This window comes from Acetanaerobacterium elongatum, from assembly GCF_900103835.1.
Classification (GTDB): Bacteria; Bacillota; Clostridia; order Oscillospirales; family Ruminococcaceae; genus Acetanaerobacterium; species Acetanaerobacterium elongatum.
The window spans coordinates 1-17,649 of record NZ_FNID01000048.1; the positions used below are offsets into that span (position 1 = coordinate 1).

Consider the following 17,649-nt stretch of genomic DNA (forward strand, 5'->3'; position numbering starts at 1 on the left):
CCACATCCGCCAGCAAGATATTCCAAGACAGCTTTCTTCTTTAATTCGGAGCTGTAAACGCGGTTCTTTTTTGTCGGGGCAAGACCCAAAGCACCCTCCTGTCGATATATCCGAGCCCATCTGGCTATTGATGCAGGTGCAACCTTGGCTCGTCTGGCGGCTTCCTCTCTTGAAATTTTCCCAGATACATACTCTCGAGTGATTTTAACTTTTTCAGTAACCTCTATTTTAGATTTTTGTGGCATAAAAATACTCCCTTCATGATGAACAGTGTTTGTTATTTCACTGTCTCTCATAAAGGGAGCATATCACGCTGAAGGGTGCTCGGTTTATTTACAAAATCGCTTAGTTGATGAATGCGTCGTGAACAACGGAAACGGCCTTTTCAGCGTCCTTTTTATCAATGAGCACCGAGATTTTAATCTCGCTGGTGGAGATCATCTGGATGTTGATGTTGGCCTCCATAAGCGCCTCGAACATCTTTGCGGCGACGCCCGCATGGGTCTGCATACCGGCACCTACAATCGAAACCTTGGAGATATTGTCGTCACACAGGATATCCTTGCCGCCGATGCTGTGAACATAATCGGTGAGCAGGCTCATTACAAGGTCTTTGTGCGCGCGGGATACGGTAAAGCTGATATCCTTGGTATTGTCGCGGCCGATAGACTGCAGGATGATATCTACATTCACCTTGTTCTGCCCGAGCAGCGAGAACAGCTTAAACGCAATGCCCGGCTGGTCGGGTACGCCTACCACCGAAATCCTCGCTACGTTATCGTCATGGGTTACACCCTTAATTAACATTTTCTCCACTTTAATAGCCTCCTTCACCTTTGTTCCGGGAACCCGGTTAAGACTGGACAGTACCTCAAGGTTTACCGCATATTTCTTTGCCATCTCTACCGAACGGTTGTGCAGTACCTGCGCACCGAGGGTTGCAAGCTCGAGCATCTCGTCGAAGGTAATCTCGTCAAGCTTCTGTGCGGTTTTTACATGGCGCGGGTCGGCGGTATACACGCCGTCAACGTCGGTGTAAATCTGGCACAGGCTTGCGTGCATGGCAGCCGCTATGGCCACCGCCGAGGTATCAGAGCCGCCGCGCCCGAGGGTGGTGATGTCGTCGTAACGATTAATGCCCTGGAAGCCCGCAACAATGACAATGTTTTTCTTGTTAATCTCGTTTTCCATGCGCTCGGTATCAATTCTTTTAATGCGCGAGTTGCCGTGGGTAGAGTCGGTAATAAACCCGGCCTGCCAGCCGGTAAGCGATTTTACCGGGTAGCCCAGCTTCTCAATTGCCATGGCCAGCAGCGCTATGGAAATCTGCTCGCCGGTGGAAAGCAGTACATCCATCTCACGCTTGGATGGCTGGTCGTTAATCTCCGCCGCCTTTTCAATAAGATCGTCGGTGGTGTCGCCCTGCGCCGAAACCACCACAATCACGTCGTTGCCGGCGGCGTAGGTTTCGGTAACGATTCGTGCCACGTTAAAGATACGCTCGGTGTTTTTTACCGAGGTGCCGCCGAATTTCTGAACAATCAGGCTCATCTGCCAGTTTCCTCCCTGCAAATTGGTGAGTGTTTTGTGCCAAACAGGCATCGGTAAAATCCCTGTTCAGCGGCCCATGCTGTGTTTGCTCTGTATTCTAAAGGCGTGCAATAGAAAAGCTATGCGCCCTGAATAACCTGTGCGCCGTTGTTATCAATGCGAAGCGGCAGCAGCCGCCAGCTGGTTTTGCCCATAGTGTCCAGCGCCTTGCGCGCCTTTTCCTCAAACGTGATATCCTCGGCATTGGTGATAGCCATCAGCGCCGAACCCGAGCCGCTGATAAACGCGGCATAGGCGCCAAAACCGTAGGCCATATCAAAAACCTCGCTCGCCCCGCTGATATAGCCAAGGCGGTAGGGCTGGTGCAGGCGGTCGTTTACCGCTACCCGCAGGTTTTCGTATTTACCCTCCAGCAGCGAGGCCGACATCAGCGCCGCGCGGGAGAGGTTGTGCACCGCATCGCGCCGCGATACCGTTTCAGGCAGCACGCCTCGCGCAAATTCGGTGGAAAGCTCAAAATCGGGGATAAAGGCAAACAGCTTTAAATGCCCGGTAATCTCCTGCTTGATGTAATACACCCGCCGTTCTTCCATCACCGCCGTCACCAGCCCGCCAAGCAGGGCAGGGGTGGTGTTATCGGGGTGGCCCTCAATCTCGGCTGCAAGGTTTACCAGCGCGTCGGTATTCAAAGGGCACCCCAGCAGCTCGTTAGCCCCGACCAAACCCGCGATGATGCAGGCCGAGGAGCTGCCTAAGCCACGTGTCATGGGGATGTTGTTCTCCTGCCGGATCTTTAAGCCCTTCAAACGGCTGCCGCAGAGGGCAAACAGGCTCTGGGCTGCGGTAAAGATCAGGTTGTCTCCGCCGGTGGGCACCGGGGTGCTGTCCAGCGAGGCAATGTCGATGGTATCGCTCTCTTCGATATAGATGTTATTATATAGGTTCACGGCTAGCCCCAGTGAATCAAACCCCGAACCGAGGTTGGCGCTGGTAGCCGGTACGGCAATCTTCATCAAGTGGTCTCATCCATTTCCGCGGAGTGCTCCGCATGCGGTAGGCTGCATATCAATAATCCAGTATTCGAATCTGCGCAAGCACCGATACACCGGATAGCTCCAGCTTCTTGATACCCTCGGCAATCGCCTTTTCGGTGAGGACGGGGGTAACAAACGCAACCTCGTTTTCGGGCTGATTCTTGCGTGCAAGCATATTTACCGTGCCGAACAGCTCGTTTGCCTGTGCAAGCGCTGTTTTGGTGTTCTGTGCGCTGCAGCGGATATACATTGGGGTGCTGTAGTTTTCATACTGCTCCACATAATCTTTAGAGCCGTCTTCCCAATACAGGGTTTTGATGGTATCTTTATGTTTGATCTCGTCAATAATATCGGCAACCACGGCGCTTGCTGTGGGCAGCTTACCCGCACCCTTGCCGTAGAACACCACATCACCGGTTGCGTCGCCGCGCACCAGAATACCGTTAAATACATCGTCTACCCCTGCCAGCTGGCTTTCACGGCTGATAAACGCGGGGCTCACCATAATATGCAGCTTGCCGTTTTCCAGCTTCTTGGCGCGGCCAATGAGCTTGATTACCCCGCCCCAGCTCTCGGCGTAGGCAACATCCTCGGACGTAAGCTTAGTAATGCCCTCGGTTTTCACCTGCTCGGGATAAACGTGTTTTCCGTAGGCAAGTGATGCCAGAATACAGATCTTGCGGCAGGCATCGCCGCCCTCGATATCGGCAGTGGGGTCTTTCTCGGCATAGCCGAGGGACTGTGCCAGCTTTAACGCCTCGTCAAAGGCCATCTGCTCACGGATCATCTTGGTTAAAATAAAGTTTGTGGTACCGTTTAGAATACCCGCTACCTCGCGAATCTCGTTGGCAGCAAGGCACTGGTGCATGGGGCGGATGATGGGAATACCGCCGCCTACACTGGCCTCGAACAGGAAATTAACATTGTGTTCGCGCGCAAGCCTTAACAGCTCCGCGCCCTTTGCGGCCACCAGCTCCTTGTTTGAGGTAACCACACTTTTGCCGTTTTCAAGGCAGGTTTTTACAAAATCATATGCGGGCTTTAAACCGCCCATCACCTCAACCACCACAGAAACACTTTTATCCTGCACGATGGTTTGAAAGTCCTTGGTAAACAGATTCTTGTAGGGTACATCAAAGTCCCGCAGGTCGAGGATATATTTGAGGTTAACCTCCTCGCCAAGCTTGCCTTCAAACGCTTCCTTATTCTTGAGCAGAACCTCGGCAACACCCGAGCCTACCACACCATGCCCCATTAACGCTATGTTTGCCATGTTGATTCCATCCTTTCAAAACAAAAAACCAGAACAAAGTAAATGCCCTATTTATTGAATCGTGTGAATAAATAATATTATCTTCCCGAGATCAGCCTTACATCCACGATACCTTCCATCCTTTTGAGCTGCTCGAGCAGCTCTCCGGTTTCCATCTTAAGGTTATCGCTTCTGGCCGATACCGATACCAGCGCCACACCGTCTACCGGTATGTTCTGGTTTACGGTAAGGATATTGGCACCCGCCGCATAAAGCTCGGAGGTAAAGCGCGACAGCACCCCCGGTTCATCGCTGAGCGTGGCGGTAAGGGTGAGCATGCTGTCGGCTGCCGAGGCTCCCTGCGCAAACACCGAATCTTTGTATTTATAGAAGGCACTGCGCGAGATGCCTACCATCTGCGCCGCCTGGGAGGTAGTTTTGGCCTTGCCGCACGCGAGCAGGCTCTTGGCAGTAACCACCTTTAAAAAGACATCGGGCAGCACATTGGCATCCACTAAAAGATATTTCGGCTTGGTGTTTATATCCGTCATCTGTAAGCCATTCCTTCCCGAGGAGCGTAATTCTCGCTGCTTCTATATCATAGTACGTCGTAGATAAACGATTGTATTCACATGAGATACAATATAACATGGCACAGATAATTCATCAATTCGTAATATCAATTAAATTTAAGAAAATATGCTTATTCGGTGCGTTTTATAAAGATTAAGTTTAAATTACTTTTGTTTTCGCCCATTTATGCCATCCTATAAACTAAACGCCAGATTTTTGTGCAAAAAATTCGAACTTTTCATGAATATAAACGGGATTCTATTGATAATCATTCTCTGGGGCAGTAAGATTATTTAAAAGAATAGTGTCATAGCTAATTTCCAGGGCCGATAAACAGGTATGAAGGCGACAGTGCATGGAAATCGTTATTAACATCATCGCAGCTAAAGGAGGCGTAGTATGAACATTGATAAGGTTGAACGCCGCAGAGCTTTTATTATTAATACCCTATACTGGGCCATTGTTATCGCGTTAATCTACCTGTGCCTGAAGTATGTCGCGGCTTGGATTATGCCGTTTATTATCGGATTTTTTATTGCCTACCTGCTAAAGCCCGCTGTGGAGTTCTTTCACCGCAAGCTCAAGGGCAATCGCAAGGCGTGGGCGGTACTGGTAATCATCATAGCCTATGGCCTGCTGTGCCTGTTGCTGTGGCTGCTTGGGTGGCGGATTGTAACGGGCTTAAGATCGCTGTTTGAGGTTTTGCCGAATGTATATATGAATGATATTGAGCCTGCCCTGCAGCGGCTTAACGATTATTTTGTCAATATCACCGCAGGGCTTTCCCCCGACATTACGCAAGCAATACAGGATATGCTTGGCAATGTGATGAACGGGTTAAAAGACCTGGTTATCAATGTCTCAAAATCGGTGGTGAGCTGGGTTGCACAGGTATCGGCCAAGGTGCCTGCCTTTCTGTTATCGCTCATCTTCACCATTATGTCGTCGGTATTCATCCTTTTAGATTACCCGAACATACGCAGCTTTCTTTTAAAGCAGCTGCCCTCCAAATATGTGGGCTGGCTGCAGGATGCAAAGGGCTTCGTATCTGATACGCTGCTGAAATACCTGCGCGCTTACTCTATTATTATGTCCATCACCTTTGTGGAGCTGTCGATAGGGCTGGGCATTTTGAGGGTTAAATCCTTTATTTTAATTGCGCTCATTATCGCTGTGGTAGATATTTTGCCGGTTTTGGGTACGGGCAGCATCGTTGTTCCGTGGATTATTATCTGCATTATTCAGGGCAACTATGGCCGTGCTGCGGGGCTGCTGATTCTTTATGTTGTTATCATCGTGGTACGCAACATTATGGAGCCCAGAATTGTTGGCAAGAGCATCGGCTTAAACCCCCTGCTCACGCTGATGTGCATGTATATCGGCTTTATAAACTTCGGGGTGCTCGGTATGCTGCTCATCCCCATGCTATTGCTGATTGCTATCAACTTCCAAGAGAGTGGGAAAATAAAGTTCTGGAAAACATGAGTGTATAGTGCCCACTATCTAAAGAGCGGGCAGAGCAAGTTCGATAAGACATTACCCTTTAAAGCGTAGAAAACGGTGTTGACCGTTTTGCTCTTAAACTATTATAAAATCAGGGCGCCCGTTGAGAGCGCCCTGATTTGCAATTTAACGCTGACGGCTGCCTTTGTAATGAATGTACATTCAATTGCTTTATTAAGTAAAGAAGCAGCAGACAAACGCCTGCTGCTTAAATTCTTACGATTTCGCTTTTTGCTCAGAGAGGGTGCGCTCCAACCAGATGCCGCCGATATCCAGAGCATCGAATACACCGGACTTTTCGCCGCGCTTGATGGTGCGCTGCCCGCCCGCGTCTACGCTGATCAGGTTTACCGTTACACGGCTTGCAGTATCCTCGCCATTAATCTGCTTATTCTCTATAACCTCAAGCTTAACCATGTATTTTTCACTGGGTGAACCATAATAGATGGTATCACCGCTGCGCACAAGCGGCCTGCCGCGGTACATAAGGGGCTTATCCTTTTTAACAGGCGCGGTTTTTTTATCTGACATAACAAAAATCCTCCTTCTATCCCATAAATATTTATATTTAACTTTATAAAAATACTAATATGGAAATTAGTATTTTATAACGCCAAAGTCCATTTAAAGAACTATAAACGACATTATTCTACAACGAATAAAAAAGCGGTCTGCTTATATGTTCGGCAGACCGCTTCCTGTTCTTTATCAAACCACTCAGTCGTCAAGATACGACTTCACCAAAGCCTGCAAAAGCTCGTCTCGGTCTACCCGACGAATTAAGCTGCGGGCGTTGTTGTGGGTTGTAATATAGGTAGGGTCTTCGGAAAGGATATAACCCACAATCTGATTGATGGGGTTATAGCCCTTTTGCCGCAGGGCATCATAGACGGTGGTGAGGATTTTCTTCATTTCAACCTGCTTGTCGTCATGAATTGAAAAAGAAATTGTAGGTTCGTTCATACAGAAAACCTCCTCCCGAAAGAAGAAAAACTGCAAGATATTTTTACTATCTTTAGAATACACCAAATTTTAAAAGATATCAATATTTGCATCCCGCAAAATTATTAACATTCTATGAAATCGATTACCGAACATTAACAATCCAGCCTAATCGGTGGATAAGCTAAACCCATAATACTCAAAAAAACTAGCCGTGAAGTATGCTTAAGCAAAATATCAATAATTTATTAACAATGTCTATTTTCCATTGCAATAATGGAATAATCTGCTAATATGTAATTGGAAATAATATATAATATAAGGTGAATATAATGAGAAAAGTAATAATTTTGTTGTTTGTGCTTAACTTATTAGTTGGCTGTTCAAACCAAGGCAAATTAAACCCAATAAGCCAAGAATCCTCATCGAGCAAATTAAGTCAAGAATCCTCACAAGTCAGTAGCTTAAATGATATATCTTCTACTGCCGCCGCTTCTGATATTTATTCATTAGAAATCGCTGATGATTATGATGCGATTCTGGAAGTAGGTGAAACAACTAAATTGGAATATACTTACACCGGATACAAAGAACCCATTATATCATTTGTTACGGAAGATAAGGATGTAGTAGTTGTAGATACTGAGGGCGTTGTTACAGCCAAACATGGCGGTATTGGCAGTATAGTTATTCTTATAAAGGAATCAGATAATTCTAATCCTAAATTTCAAAGAATTCCATTCGAGGTAGTGTAAGGAGGAGAATAGCTAAATTCTATTGCACGATATGAACTTTAAAACAACAAAGAAAAGGAGAAAGCTATGAAAAAGAAACGCCTTATTCCCCTTATATTAACAATTTTGATAATCTTATGTTTTCCCGTTTCAACTTTTGCCTTAGAAGTCCCCGCACAATCCATTAAACCAGAGGGTACAATTATTACTCCATTTTTGTTACTTCAGGAAGAGACACAACGTGAACGTACCTTTGATAAAAATGAAGAACATCCAGCCAGTATTTTTGTGCAAAATTTTATTGGTTATGATTCTCATGGAAATCCCATAATTCTGATGGGTACGCTTTATGAATCAGGTATATTATGGGATTATCCTGTCGCAGGCAAGAAAACGGTAATTTATCAAGGAACAATATCTACTTGGGTTTGATAAAGGAGTATATTTATGAAAAAGAGGATATTCATTTTCCTGATGCTTGTTATCACTATTTCAATTAATATATTAAATATATCTGTCTTCGCGACTGATAAAAGTATAATAGAGACTGTTCCCATAATTCATATATCAGGGTCGGAAGACATTTTAATACTGACGGAAGACGATATAATAAGTGGTAGTAATCATACTCTTGCTTTAAGTGATGACAAAGGCTTTTATGAAAACAGAAAGATAGAACCATTCTCATATGTTGCTACATACCAAAAAACAATTACAATTTTCGCTATACACGAAGACCTAAACCCTAGTTTCTCAGATTGGCCTCAATCAGTTTGGTATACTGAAACTTCTCCCGCAGGGAATAATAGAGCAAGTGGCGACCTTTATCTTACAAGTGTTACGAGAAGACCTGGTGTAGGAAGCCAATGGGATTTAACGTATTCTGGTACTTTGTCTTATCTGCACCCGTAATTTCAGGATTTTTTATTATATAGTTAATTAAAACTAAAGGCCTAGTCTATTTGGACTAAGCCTTTAGTTTTTGTTGATACTAAGGTAAGCGAGTTAACGCTGCTTAACTTCTTTACCATTGAGGGTTTATCTCTGCTGATACAGAACATTCTTGCTCATTCTGATATTCAGTATCGATGCTGACCCAATCTTAATAGTAAATCATTATTATTATATACGCAGGGTTGCGCCAAGATCCTCCATCGCCTTGAGGATGCGCTTCATGGCGGCGTCGGTCTGCTCATCGGTAAGCGTACCTTCGCTTGAACGCAGGATCAGGCTGAACGCGATGCTCTTCTTGCCCTCCTCAATCTGCTTGCCCTTGTAAACGTCAAACAGCTCGATCTTTTCAAGGATCTTGCCCGCCGCTTTGCGGATAGCCTTCTCGATGGTCAGCACCGGCAGCATGTCGTCGCACAGCAGTGCGATATCGCGCGTGGTGGCCGGGAACCTTGGCATAGGCATATAGGTTTTAAGCGCAGTTCTGGCATTAAAGAGGGTGGTAACATCAAGGCTGGCAAGATAGGCTCGGGTTTCTAGGCCGTAGTTTTCCAAGGTTAGCGGGTGCACCTCGCCAAGGATGCCCAGTGTCTGACCACCTACGGTTACCCGAGCGCAGCGCCCGGGGTGGAAGGTGGGGTTGTTGGTAACCGCCTCGAAGTCCAGCTCCTCGGTGCCTATACTGGTCGCCAATGCTTCAACAATGCCCTTCAGCGTGAAGAAATCGACATTACCGCCGTACATGCCGATGCACAGCACGTTGTCTTCCTGCGGCAGCTTGGATTCGTCGCTGTTTTTGATATAAACGGTGCCAAGCTCATAGAGCGAGGCGGAGGGGTTGCGGTTATTGTAGTTGCGGGCAAGCACCTCCATCATACTGGGCAGCATGGTGGTGCGCATCACGCTGGTATCCTCACCCAAGGGGTTTACGATGGTCACACAGCTGCGCAGCGGGCTATCCTTCTCCAGACGGATTTTATCGTAGTATTTCGGGCTGATGAACGAGTAGGTTTCAACCTGATTGCAGCCAGAAGCACGCATCAGCTCGTTTATCGTGCTTCTAAACTTCTGTTCCTCGGTTAAAGCCCCGTTTGCAGTTCCGGTGAGCGCTGTATTTGGAATATTATTGTAGCCGTAGATACGTGCAATCTCCTCCGCCACATCGGCCTTGTGCAGCACGTCGGTGCGGTAGCTGGGCACTGTAACCGTTTTCCCGTCGCAGCCAAAGCCAAGGTGCTTAAGGATGCGCACCATCTCATCCACGGAAAGCTCTATACCCAAGAAACGGTTAATCCACTCCGGCTCAAGGGCAATAGTACGCGGGGTTTTATCGGTATGGTCGATATCAATGATTCCGCCAACCACCTCACCGGCACCAAGCAGCTCCACCAGCTCGCATGCACGCTGCAGAGCGGGGAAGGTATTCTGCGGGTCGAGCCCCTTTTCAAAGCGGCCGGAGGACTCGGTGCGCATACCCAGCTTCTTTGCGGTGGTGCGTATCGAAGCACCCTTGAACACCGCAGACTCAAACACAACAGTATTGGTGTCGTCCATAATACCGCTGTATTCGCCGCCCATAACGCCTGCCACCGCCATCGGCTTTTCGCTGTCGCAGATAACCAGCATCTCGGGCGAGAGCTTACGCTCGGCACCGTCAAGGGTTGTGATGGTTTCGTTGTCATGCGCGTTTCGAACCGTAATGGTACTATCCTTTACAAAACGGTAGTCAAACGCGTGCATGGGCTGGCCGTATTCCAGCATTACATAGTTCGTAATGTCAACAAGATTATTGATGGGGCGCACACCGCAGGCACGAAGGCGTTCACGCATCCAGCGGGGAGATGGCGCTATTTTAACGTTCTTTACAACCCGCGCGCTGTATCGGGGGCAGAGCTCGGTGTTGAGCACCGAAACCTTCAGCATACTGCTTATATCGCCCACGTTGCCCTTTACCTCAGGGGTGTGCAGCGTAATCGGCTTGTTAAAGGTTACCGCCGCCTCTCTGGCAAGGCCGATCATCGAAAGGCAATCGGGACGGTTGGAGGTAATCTCGAACTCTACCTCAATGTCATTAAGGCCGATGGCAGACTGAATATCCTGGCCAATCTCGCAGGGCTCCTGCAACAGGAAGATGCCATCCTCAATGGCATAGGGGAAGTCGTTTACCGTGAGGTTCAGCTCGCCCAGTGAGCAGAGCATACCGTTAGATTCCACGCCGCGCAGCTTTCCCTTTTTAATCTTCACACCATTAGGCAGGGTGGAGCCATCCAGTGCCACCGGCACGATAACACCCGCGGTAACATTGGTTGCCCCCGTTACAATCTGAACGGGCTCACTTTTGCCCACATCCACGCTGCAAACTACCAGCTTATCGGCATCCGGATGTCTTTCCACCTTCAGAACCTTGCCTACCACGACGTTCCTGATCTCTTCGCCCTCAACCTCATACCCTTCCACCTTGGAACCGGACATGGTCATGGCCTCGGCGAATTCACGCGGCGAGGCATCTATATCAACATATTCCTTGAGCCATTTCATTGAAAGATTCATGCTATACTCATTCCTTTCTGTTTCGGCTTAGTTTAGAACTGGTTTAAGAAGCGCATATCGTTTTCATACAGCAGGCGCATATCATCGATATTATAGCGACGCATAACAATACGCTCCAGGCCGATGCCAAACGCGAAGCCGCTGTAAACCTCAGGGTCGATTCCGCAGTTGGAAAGCACCTTCGGGTGCACCATGCCGCAGCCTAGAATCTCGATCCATCCCTCGCCCTTACACAGACGGCAGCCCTTGCCGCCACAGGCAAAGCACATCATGTCCGTCTCGGCGGAGGGCTCGGTAAACGGGAAGTGGTGCGGCCTAAAACGTGTCTGTACATCCTTGCCGTATAGCGCCTTTACAAACGCATCCAGCGTACCCTTTAAATCAGCCATCGTAATGCCCTTATCCACCACAAGCCCCTCAATCTGATGGAACAGCGGCGAATGGGTAGCATCCACCGCATCCGAGCGGTAAACGCGTCCGGGTGCCACAATGCGGATGGGTGGCTTCTGCTTTTCCATCGTGCGCACCTGCACCGGCGAGGTCTGGGTGCGCAGCAGGATGTTTTCGGTGATATAGAAGGTATCCTGCGTATCGCGCGCGGGGTGATCCTTTGGGAGATTCAACGCCTCGAAGTTATAGTAATCATACTCCACCTCGGGGCCCTCGGCTACACTGAAGCCCATGCCAAGAAAGATTTCAAGCACCTCATCCAGCACGCTGTCTAACGGATGCTTTTTGCCTATTACAAACTTTTTACCGGGCATGGTAACATCCAAGCGTTCTCCGGCAAGGGCACGCTCCTGCTCCTTCGCCTTAATACGGGCGGTGAATTCTTCAATTCTCTCTTCAATATCCACGCGGATATCATTGGCCAGTTGGCCGATAACCGGGCGCTCTTCCGCGCTAAGGCCGCCCATCTGCTTTAAAATGGCGGTTAACTCACCCTTTTTACCGAGGTATTTTACCCTTAGGTTATCCAAAGCCTTTAGGTCGTTGATGGAGGCAAGCTCTTCCATCGCGGCTTTTCTGATCTGTTCTATCGCCTGTTTCATTCCCTTGTACCAATCCTTTCGTTTATATGGGGCTTTTCGGTTCGGCGGGCAAATAAAAAAGCCCTCGCCCGCCGAGTATACAAATACTCATGGGGCGAAAGCGAAGCTTCCGTGGTACCACCCAATTTTCTGCTCATAGAAAAAATCAAGAGCAAACACTCTCTTTGCCTGTAACGGGGCAACCCGTCGGCTCCTACTATGCGGTAAGTTACCGCTTTCAGCACCGCCGCTCGTGAGTGAACTTCACGGAGCTACACACATGGGCGCGCTTTCAGCCGATGGCGCTCCCTCTCTTTGAAGGCATAAGACCGTTACTCTCTCAGTCAACACGTTATGGCAATACTAATTTTGAATCTAAATCAAGATTAGTATATTTCCATATCACCTTACCACAATTTTGTGCGGTTTTCAAGAGGGGGTGCCTACCATTTGTTTATTTATCCAATTTTATTGCATGAAAATGCCAAAAGTGATATAATAATGTGTATTTATTTAGCTAAGGGGCATGGAAAATGGAAAAATTATTAAACCGTAAAATAATCTGTTGGATTGTACTTGTTATTTTTCTAATATCGCTTATCCCAATGCTTGTTATCTCATTATATAATCACCCCTGTGCGGATGATTATGCATTTGGCTCTACTCCTCATAAGATTTGGGAAGAGACTGGATCTATTGTGCAAACCACAAGCGCTGCATTTAATGTTGTTAGGGAAACCTATCAAAATTGGCAAGGCTCATTTTTTGCAGTTTTTTTAATGTCCTTGCAGCCCGCAATATTCAATCAATCCTATTATTCTATCACCGCGATTATACTAATTACTCTTTTTGTTTTATCATACTTGTTATTATTTAAGGTTGTCCTTATTGATTTTTTTAAAACCGACTGGGTTAATTGTATTTTAATATTCACAGTGGTTACTTTTTTATCAATACAGTTTATATACTCGCCTGTACAAGCATTTTACTGGTACAACGGCGCTATGTACTATACCGGATTTCATTCGCTATCAATATTGCTAATTTCACTTCTTTTATTATCTGGAAAACCCCAAAGCTCTTTTTTCAAATCATTAATTGCTGTATTATCAGTATTACTGAGTTTCATGATCGGCGGCGGTAATTTTGTAACTGCTTTAACCACAAGTGTAATTGTATTCTGCTTTGTTATTTATCGCATCTTCTTTCAAAAAGCAAAATGGCTGATTCCCGTTTTATCGCTTATCTCAATCAGTTCTGGGTTATTAATCAGTATTTTGGCCCCTGGCAATGCCATCCGTCAACAGTATTTTCATCAGATGCAAGCTATTCCTGCAATCTTAATGTCTTTTGTTTACGCCTTCTTGTTTATGTTCAATTTTATTAAGTTCCCCGTTTATATAGGTTTAGCATGTGTTGTTCCGCTTATATATCAAATTGCAAAATCCTGTAACTTTTCTTTTCGTCTGCCAGGGTTAGTCTCTATTGTTTTATATGGAGTTTATGCAAGCAGTTTTACTCCAAACCTATATTCTATGTCTTCATTTGGAATGGAAAGAGTTTTAAATGTTAATCAGTATCTTTTTATTCTATTCTTTCTTTTACTTATTTTTTATTGGTGTGGATGGATATCAAAAAAAACACCGCAAGCTGCCAAAACTAAGCATAAAAATAAAACAAACAACAGGGTACTAACTGAAAATGGCACCAAGAGAACATTAAATACAACTGTTGTTGGAGTTGAGATTGTGCTGGTTTTCAGCCTAATAATTAGTTGTTCTATTCATATGGATGTAAATCCTAATTATATTACCAGTATTAGCGCTTTTAAATCTTTAATAACAAACGAAGCATATACATATCATCAAGAAAACCTTGATAGGTTTAATATATATAATGATTCATCAATTAAAGAGGTTAAAATTAAGCCATTTTCGAAAAAGCCGTATGTATTGTACTTTGATGATTGTACCAATGACATCAAAGACTGGCGTAATAAGCCGGTAGCCGCCTTTTATAATAAGACTTCTGTACAGGTTATTGAATAACTGAGTAATATTGTTAGTTTATAGTATATTTCTTGTGTGAAATGTTTGCAATCTGTCCATAATATTGTCGAACTGTTTGTTGAACAAACGGGATAGTTATGCTATAATTCATATCAAGCATTAACAAAAATCTTTCCCTTTTCAGAAAGATTGATTTTAACATAGGGTTTGAGGTAAAACAGATGGATGTATTTTGCGAACAACTGGTAACCAAAAGATCGGATATAAAAACCGTACTTCTGCGCATCGGTATTATCCTTGCGGCGATTATCCTGATTATCGTTTGCGGGTTTCTAACGCTTATTCTGAGAGAATTCTCGTTTCTGGGCCTGATGGGTATCGCTGGTGTGGGGTACGGCGCATGGTACCTACTCACCAGCTTGAATATCGAATTTGAATACTCACTTACTAACGGTGAGATTGACATTGATAAGATTGTCGCCCAGCGCAAGCGCAAGCGCCTGATTACCGTTGTGTGCAAGCAGGTTGAGTCGATGGGTAAATACAAGGCTGCGGCACACGAGCATACAAACTATAAAACACGTATCTTCGCCTGTGAAGACGCACGCGACGAAGAAAACACCTGGTTTGTTGTTTACAACAGCGTGAATTTCGGTAAAACCTTGGTAGTGTTCAACCCGCCCGAGAAGATGCGTACCGCCATGAAGCCGTTTATACCGAAAACTATTTCTTATGATTTACAGCGGAACGGACTTATGTAGTATCCCCAGAATTGAAAAAAGCTTACGAAACCCTCGTTTTTTAACGAGGGTATTTTCGCGTGAGGAGATTTTACTGTTTAAAAGCCGCGGGATGAACGTGCAAACCATAGCTGCAAACTGGGCGGCAAAAGAAGCCTTTTCAAAGGCAATGGGTACAGGCATTCGCGGCTTTGGGCTCAGCGAGGTATCGGTGTTGCGCAACGAAGCGGGCGCGCCTTACTTTCTATTAACAGGAAACGCAAGAATACTGGCGGACCAACGAGGGTACAGCTTTTCCTTAAGCCTCAGCCATACCGCGGAGCTTGCGCTGGCGTTTGTTATCGCTTACGACTGCAAACAGGGTTAAAAACACTATTTTTCAATTTATGGGACTTCATCACTTCCTGAATTGAAATTAGTATAAATGCTTATCCCATAAGAAATACATCAGTTTCTTATCAGGATGAGTATAAGGAGGAATGGCAATGAGGATACTATCGTCCGAGCAGATGCGTGCAGTTGAGTGTGAGGCCTTAAAGCACTCCCAAACCTATTTAAGGCTCATGGAAAACGCCGGTACAGGTGCCGCGAAGATGATCGCACGTTATGAATCACCCATTGAAAACAGGCGGTGTGTGGTTCTGTGCGGCAAGGGAAACAACGGCGGCGACGGTTTCGTGGTGGCACGAAAGCTCTGCCGCGAGGGTGCGATTGTTACCTGCGTACTGGCGGGAGGGGAGCCTCGCTCGGAGGAAGCCCGGGAGATGCTTCGTCTGCTTAGCCTGGAACCGGTTAGTGTCCTGCCTCTGGAAGAGGACCGTGCGCAGATTAACCTGCTTTTAATGGAGGCTGATCTCATTGTAGACGCACTGTTCGGCACCGGATTTCAAGGGGCCTTGCCCGACGGCTACGGCTTTTTGGCCGAGATGTCGAACCTTTCAAAGGCAAGGGTTTATGCGTTGGACATCCCAAGCGGCATGAACGCGGATACCGGAATTACCACGGGCAAGTGCCTTAAAGCAAACCAAACCATTGCATTTGGGTGCTTAAAACCCGCACATCTTTCTGAAGGCGCCGCCGAATACTTAGGTGAGGTAGCGGTGTGCGACATCGGCATACCGGAAGAGGCTTTTTCCATCATCGACGACGCAGTTTATCTGATTGACCACGATATGGTACTGCCGCATCTGCGCCAAAGGCCGGATGATTCCTATAAAGGCAGCTTCGGCTATCTGTTAGTGGTGGCGGGAAGCCTTGGTATGACAGGTGCCGCTGTATTGGCCAGCCGGGCCGCTTCACAATGCGGTACAGGGCTGGTGTATCTTGCTACTGCACGTTCGCTTGTTCTGCCGCTGGCGGCTCACCTAACCGAGCAGGTAATGGTTCCGCTTGCCGAAAACGAAGCAGGCGGCATCTCACCGCTTTCCCTACCTGAGCTGCTGCCTGTACTTCAAAAATCCACCGCCTGCGTGGCCGGGTGCGGCCTTAAAAACACCGAGGACACCCGTTCGATTATCCGGTCGATCATAACAAATGCTGAATGCCCCGTTGTTTTAGATGCGGATGGTATAAATTCGGTAGTCGGTGACATAAATATAATCAGGTGCGCGAAGAACGGGCTGATACTTACACCGCACTACGGTGAATTCTCGCGGCTTACGGGCAAAACGGTGGAGTATATCGCACAGAACCGCGTTGCGCTGGCGAAGGCATTCGCTCAGGAATACAAGGTTACACTGGTGTTGAAGGGTACTACCACGGTGGTAGCGCTTCCGGACGGCAGTGTCTGCCTAAACAAGGGCAGCAACTCCGGCCTTGCAAAAGCGGGTAGCGGAGATCTGCTGGCCGGTATCATCGGCGGCTTGCTCGCACAGGGCCTTGGCATAAACGAGGCTGCTATCTGCGGCGTGTACCTCCATTCGCAGGCCGCAAGGCTTACCGCGAAGCGTCTGTGCAAAACCTCTATGCAGCCGTCAGATATCTTAAACGATCTTTATCTGCTATTTAAGGAGCTTGATTAGATTAGGGGTGATGTTCTCGCCCCAAGGGAGGGCATTGTTATGATAAGAAAACTGGCCTGTGTGTTCGCGGCGGTGGTTTTACTCCTACTGCCCGGCTGCAATCAAAGCAATGTCTCCCCCGAAGAAGCTACCAGTAAACTAAACTCCCCCTATAATACAAAGGCCGTACTGCAGTATCAGGACATTAAGGCGAATCTTGATATGATTAAAAGCGAAGGGCGCTGTGAGATTACCTTCGAAAGCCCGGCCTCACTGAAAGACCTGACGTTTGATTATACCGGCGATCTGGTTACGGTAAAATACGGTAAGCTGAGCTTCTCGGTTGAACCGGACTCCATGCCCGGGCAGGCAATGTCCTCTCTGTTGATCTCTTCGCTCAATAGCGCATTGAATGACCGCGGCGTGACCCTTAAGCAGGAAAACAGCGCCATTAAGGTAGCCGGGAAAACCAATGGCAGTGAGTTTGAACTGGTGCTTGACCGCAAGAACGGAAATGCGCTGAGTTTGAATGTACCGGAGGATGACCTGAGCCTGCAGTTCTTTAATTTCAGCTTTATCAGTTAAGCTTCGTGCTATATTAAACGGCAAGCCCGCAGAATCAGTTCTATACTGAATCTGCGGGCTTATACTTATAAAAGAGCCACCGCGTTTGCGGTGGCTTTATGGCTCCCCAAGTTGGACTCGAACCAACGACCCTGCGGTTAACAGCCGCATGCTCTACCGACTGAGCTATTGAGGAATATATAACCTCACAGGCT

General features: G+C 47.0%; 18 protein-coding genes, 1 tRNA gene and 1 other annotated feature. Of the genes, 9 read left to right on the forward strand and 10 right to left on the reverse strand.

From position 1 onward, the window contains the following. The 5 genes from BLR50_RS13070 to BLR50_RS13090 form a co-directional block, all read right to left on the reverse strand. A partial coding sequence (locus BLR50_RS13070) for a helix-turn-helix domain-containing protein (RefSeq protein ID WP_162840448.1) occupies positions 1–245 on the reverse strand: 245 nt, incomplete at its 3' end. A gap of 100 nt (positions 246–345) precedes the next feature. Then, positions 346–1,551: an aspartate kinase gene (locus tag BLR50_RS13075; protein ID WP_092643214.1), complete on the reverse strand. Its 1,206-nt coding sequence runs from the start codon at positions 1,549–1,551 to the stop codon at positions 346–348. Positions 1,552–1,670: 119 nt separating this feature from the next. Further along, positions 1,671–2,567, reverse strand: coding sequence for a homoserine kinase (gene thrB / locus BLR50_RS13080; RefSeq protein WP_205408714.1), 897 nt, complete (start codon positions 2,565–2,567; stop codon positions 1,671–1,673). A 49-nt stretch (positions 2,568–2,616) separates the two neighbouring features. After that, positions 2,617–3,858 carry a homoserine dehydrogenase gene (locus BLR50_RS13085; RefSeq protein ID WP_092643220.1) on the reverse strand — a complete coding sequence of 414 codons (1,242 nt, stop codon included), beginning with the start codon at positions 3,856–3,858 and terminating at the stop codon, positions 2,617–2,619. 77 nt (positions 3,859–3,935) lie between these two features. After that, on the reverse strand, positions 3,936–4,388 hold the full coding sequence (locus BLR50_RS13090) for an ACT domain-containing protein (RefSeq protein WP_092643223.1): 453 nt from the start codon (positions 4,386–4,388) through the stop codon (positions 3,936–3,938). Positions 4,389–4,809: 421 nt separating this feature from the next. On the opposite strand from BLR50_RS13090, the gene ytvI reads away from it, so the two are divergent. Further along, a complete protein-coding gene (gene ytvI, locus BLR50_RS13095; RefSeq protein WP_092643226.1) occupies positions 4,810–5,895 on the forward strand; it encodes a sporulation integral membrane protein YtvI in 1,086 nt (361 codons plus the stop codon). A gap of 234 nt (positions 5,896–6,129) precedes the next feature. On the opposite strand, the gene BLR50_RS13100 is transcribed toward ytvI, so the two are convergent. Both BLR50_RS13100 and BLR50_RS13105 read right to left on the reverse strand, forming a co-directional pair. Continuing rightward, positions 6,130–6,444: a hypothetical protein gene (locus BLR50_RS13100; RefSeq protein ID WP_092643229.1), complete on the reverse strand. Its 315-nt coding sequence runs from the start codon at positions 6,442–6,444 to the stop codon at positions 6,130–6,132. A gap of 186 nt (positions 6,445–6,630) precedes the next feature. Continuing rightward, positions 6,631–6,876 carry an IreB family regulatory phosphoprotein gene (locus BLR50_RS13105; RefSeq protein ID WP_092643232.1) on the reverse strand — a complete coding sequence of 82 codons (246 nt, stop codon included), beginning with the start codon at positions 6,874–6,876 and terminating at the stop codon, positions 6,631–6,633. A 311-nt stretch (positions 6,877–7,187) separates the two neighbouring features. Here BLR50_RS13105 and BLR50_RS13110 point away from each other — a divergent pair, with 311 nt between their 5' ends. From BLR50_RS13110 to BLR50_RS13120, 3 genes are all read left to right on the forward strand, one after another. Beyond that, positions 7,188–7,610, forward strand: coding sequence for a hypothetical protein (locus BLR50_RS13110; protein WP_092643235.1), 423 nt, complete (start codon positions 7,188–7,190; stop codon positions 7,608–7,610). A gap of 66 nt (positions 7,611–7,676) precedes the next feature. Next, positions 7,677–8,021, forward strand: coding sequence for a hypothetical protein (locus BLR50_RS13115; protein ID WP_092643238.1), 345 nt, complete (start codon positions 7,677–7,679; stop codon positions 8,019–8,021). A 15-nt stretch (positions 8,022–8,036) separates the two neighbouring features. Next, a complete protein-coding gene (locus BLR50_RS13120; protein WP_092643241.1) occupies positions 8,037–8,501 on the forward strand; it encodes a hypothetical protein in 465 nt (154 codons plus the stop codon). Positions 8,502–8,711: 210 nt separating this feature from the next. Here the strand turns inward: BLR50_RS13120 and pheT are convergent, their stop codons facing one another. Both pheT and pheS read right to left on the reverse strand, forming a co-directional pair. After that, the gene (pheT, locus tag BLR50_RS13125; RefSeq protein ID WP_092643244.1) at positions 8,712–11,090 is read right to left on the reverse strand and encodes a phenylalanine--tRNA ligase subunit beta; all 2,379 of its coding nucleotides are present in this window, start codon (positions 11,088–11,090) and stop codon (positions 8,712–8,714) included. 32 nt (positions 11,091–11,122) lie between these two features. Further along, positions 11,123–12,142, reverse strand: coding sequence for a phenylalanine--tRNA ligase subunit alpha (pheS, locus tag BLR50_RS13130; RefSeq protein ID WP_092643247.1), 1,020 nt, complete (start codon positions 12,140–12,142; stop codon positions 11,123–11,125). 87 nt (positions 12,143–12,229) lie between these two features. Then, positions 12,230–12,478, reverse strand: a binding site (T-box leader). 176 nt (positions 12,479–12,654) lie between these two features. Here pheS and BLR50_RS13135 point away from each other — a divergent pair. The 5 genes from BLR50_RS13135 to BLR50_RS13155 all read left to right on the forward strand — a co-directional run bounded on the left by BLR50_RS13135 (position 12,655) and on the right by BLR50_RS13155 (position 17,455). After that, positions 12,655–14,169 carry a DUF6056 family protein gene (locus BLR50_RS13135; protein ID WP_092643250.1) on the forward strand — a complete coding sequence of 505 codons (1,515 nt, stop codon included), beginning with the start codon at positions 12,655–12,657 and terminating at the stop codon, positions 14,167–14,169. Positions 14,170–14,351: 182 nt separating this feature from the next. Then, on the forward strand, positions 14,352–14,891 hold the full coding sequence (locus tag BLR50_RS13140) for a hypothetical protein (protein ID WP_092643253.1): 540 nt from the start codon (positions 14,352–14,354) through the stop codon (positions 14,889–14,891). Next, positions 14,863–15,237 (forward strand): holo-ACP synthase, encoded by a 375-nt coding sequence (gene acpS, locus BLR50_RS13145; RefSeq protein WP_242871770.1) that lies wholly within the window; start codon positions 14,863–14,865, stop codon positions 15,235–15,237. The genes BLR50_RS13140 and acpS overlap by 29 nt, the downstream gene beginning before the upstream one ends. A 118-nt stretch (positions 15,238–15,355) precedes the next feature. Further along, positions 15,356–16,891 (forward strand): NAD(P)H-hydrate dehydratase, encoded by a 1,536-nt coding sequence (locus tag BLR50_RS13150; protein WP_162840449.1) that lies wholly within the window; start codon positions 15,356–15,358, stop codon positions 16,889–16,891. Positions 16,892–16,930: 39 nt separating this feature from the next. After that, a complete protein-coding gene (locus BLR50_RS13155; RefSeq protein WP_092643259.1) occupies positions 16,931–17,455 on the forward strand; it encodes a hypothetical protein in 525 nt (174 codons plus the stop codon). A 99-nt stretch (positions 17,456–17,554) separates the two neighbouring features. Here the strand turns inward: BLR50_RS13155 and BLR50_RS13160 are convergent. Then, a tRNA-Asn gene (locus BLR50_RS13160) sits at positions 17,555–17,630 on the reverse strand. Positions 17,631–17,649 lie beyond the last annotated feature (19 nt).

Excerpts from the sequence above, each read along its gene's own strand:
- BLR50_RS13085 (WP_092643220.1), bottom strand. The coding sequence starts at position 3,858 with ATGGCAAACATAGCGTTAATGGGGCATGGTGTGGTAGGCTCGGGTGTT.
- BLR50_RS13120 (WP_092643241.1), top strand. The coding sequence starts at position 8,037 with ATGAAAAAGAGGATATTCATTTTCCTGATGCTTGTTATCACTATTTCA.
- BLR50_RS13090 (WP_092643223.1), bottom strand. The coding sequence starts at position 4,388 with ATGACGGATATAAACACCAAGCCGAAATATCTTTTAGTGGATGCCAAT.
- BLR50_RS13105 (WP_092643232.1), bottom strand. The coding sequence starts at position 6,876 with ATGAACGAACCTACAATTTCTTTTTCAATTCATGACGACAAGCAGGTT.
- BLR50_RS13100 (WP_092643229.1), bottom strand. The coding sequence starts at position 6,444 with ATGTCAGATAAAAAAACCGCGCCTGTTAAAAAGGATAAGCCCCTTATG.
- BLR50_RS13150 (WP_162840449.1), top strand. The coding sequence starts at position 15,356 with ATGAGGATACTATCGTCCGAGCAGATGCGTGCAGTTGAGTGTGAGGCC.
- ytvI (WP_092643226.1), top strand. The coding sequence starts at position 4,810 with ATGAACATTGATAAGGTTGAACGCCGCAGAGCTTTTATTATTAATACC.
- BLR50_RS13075 (WP_092643214.1), bottom strand. The coding sequence starts at position 1,551 with ATGAGCCTGATTGTTCAGAAATTCGGCGGCACCTCGGTAAAAAACACC.
- acpS (WP_242871770.1), top strand. The coding sequence starts at position 14,863 with ATGATTTACAGCGGAACGGACTTATGTAGTATCCCCAGAATTGAAAAA.
- BLR50_RS13140 (WP_092643253.1), top strand. The coding sequence starts at position 14,352 with ATGGATGTATTTTGCGAACAACTGGTAACCAAAAGATCGGATATAAAA.
- BLR50_RS13115 (WP_092643238.1), top strand. The coding sequence starts at position 7,677 with ATGAAAAAGAAACGCCTTATTCCCCTTATATTAACAATTTTGATAATC.
- BLR50_RS13155 (WP_092643259.1), top strand. The coding sequence starts at position 16,931 with ATGATAAGAAAACTGGCCTGTGTGTTCGCGGCGGTGGTTTTACTCCTA.
- BLR50_RS13110 (WP_092643235.1), top strand. The coding sequence starts at position 7,188 with ATGAGAAAAGTAATAATTTTGTTGTTTGTGCTTAACTTATTAGTTGGC.
- pheS (WP_092643247.1), bottom strand. The coding sequence starts at position 12,142 with ATGAAACAGGCGATAGAACAGATCAGAAAAGCCGCGATGGAAGAGCTT.
- pheT (WP_092643244.1), bottom strand. The coding sequence starts at position 11,090 with ATGAATCTTTCAATGAAATGGCTCAAGGAATATGTTGATATAGATGCC.
- BLR50_RS13135 (WP_092643250.1), top strand. The coding sequence starts at position 12,655 with ATGGAAAAATTATTAAACCGTAAAATAATCTGTTGGATTGTACTTGTT.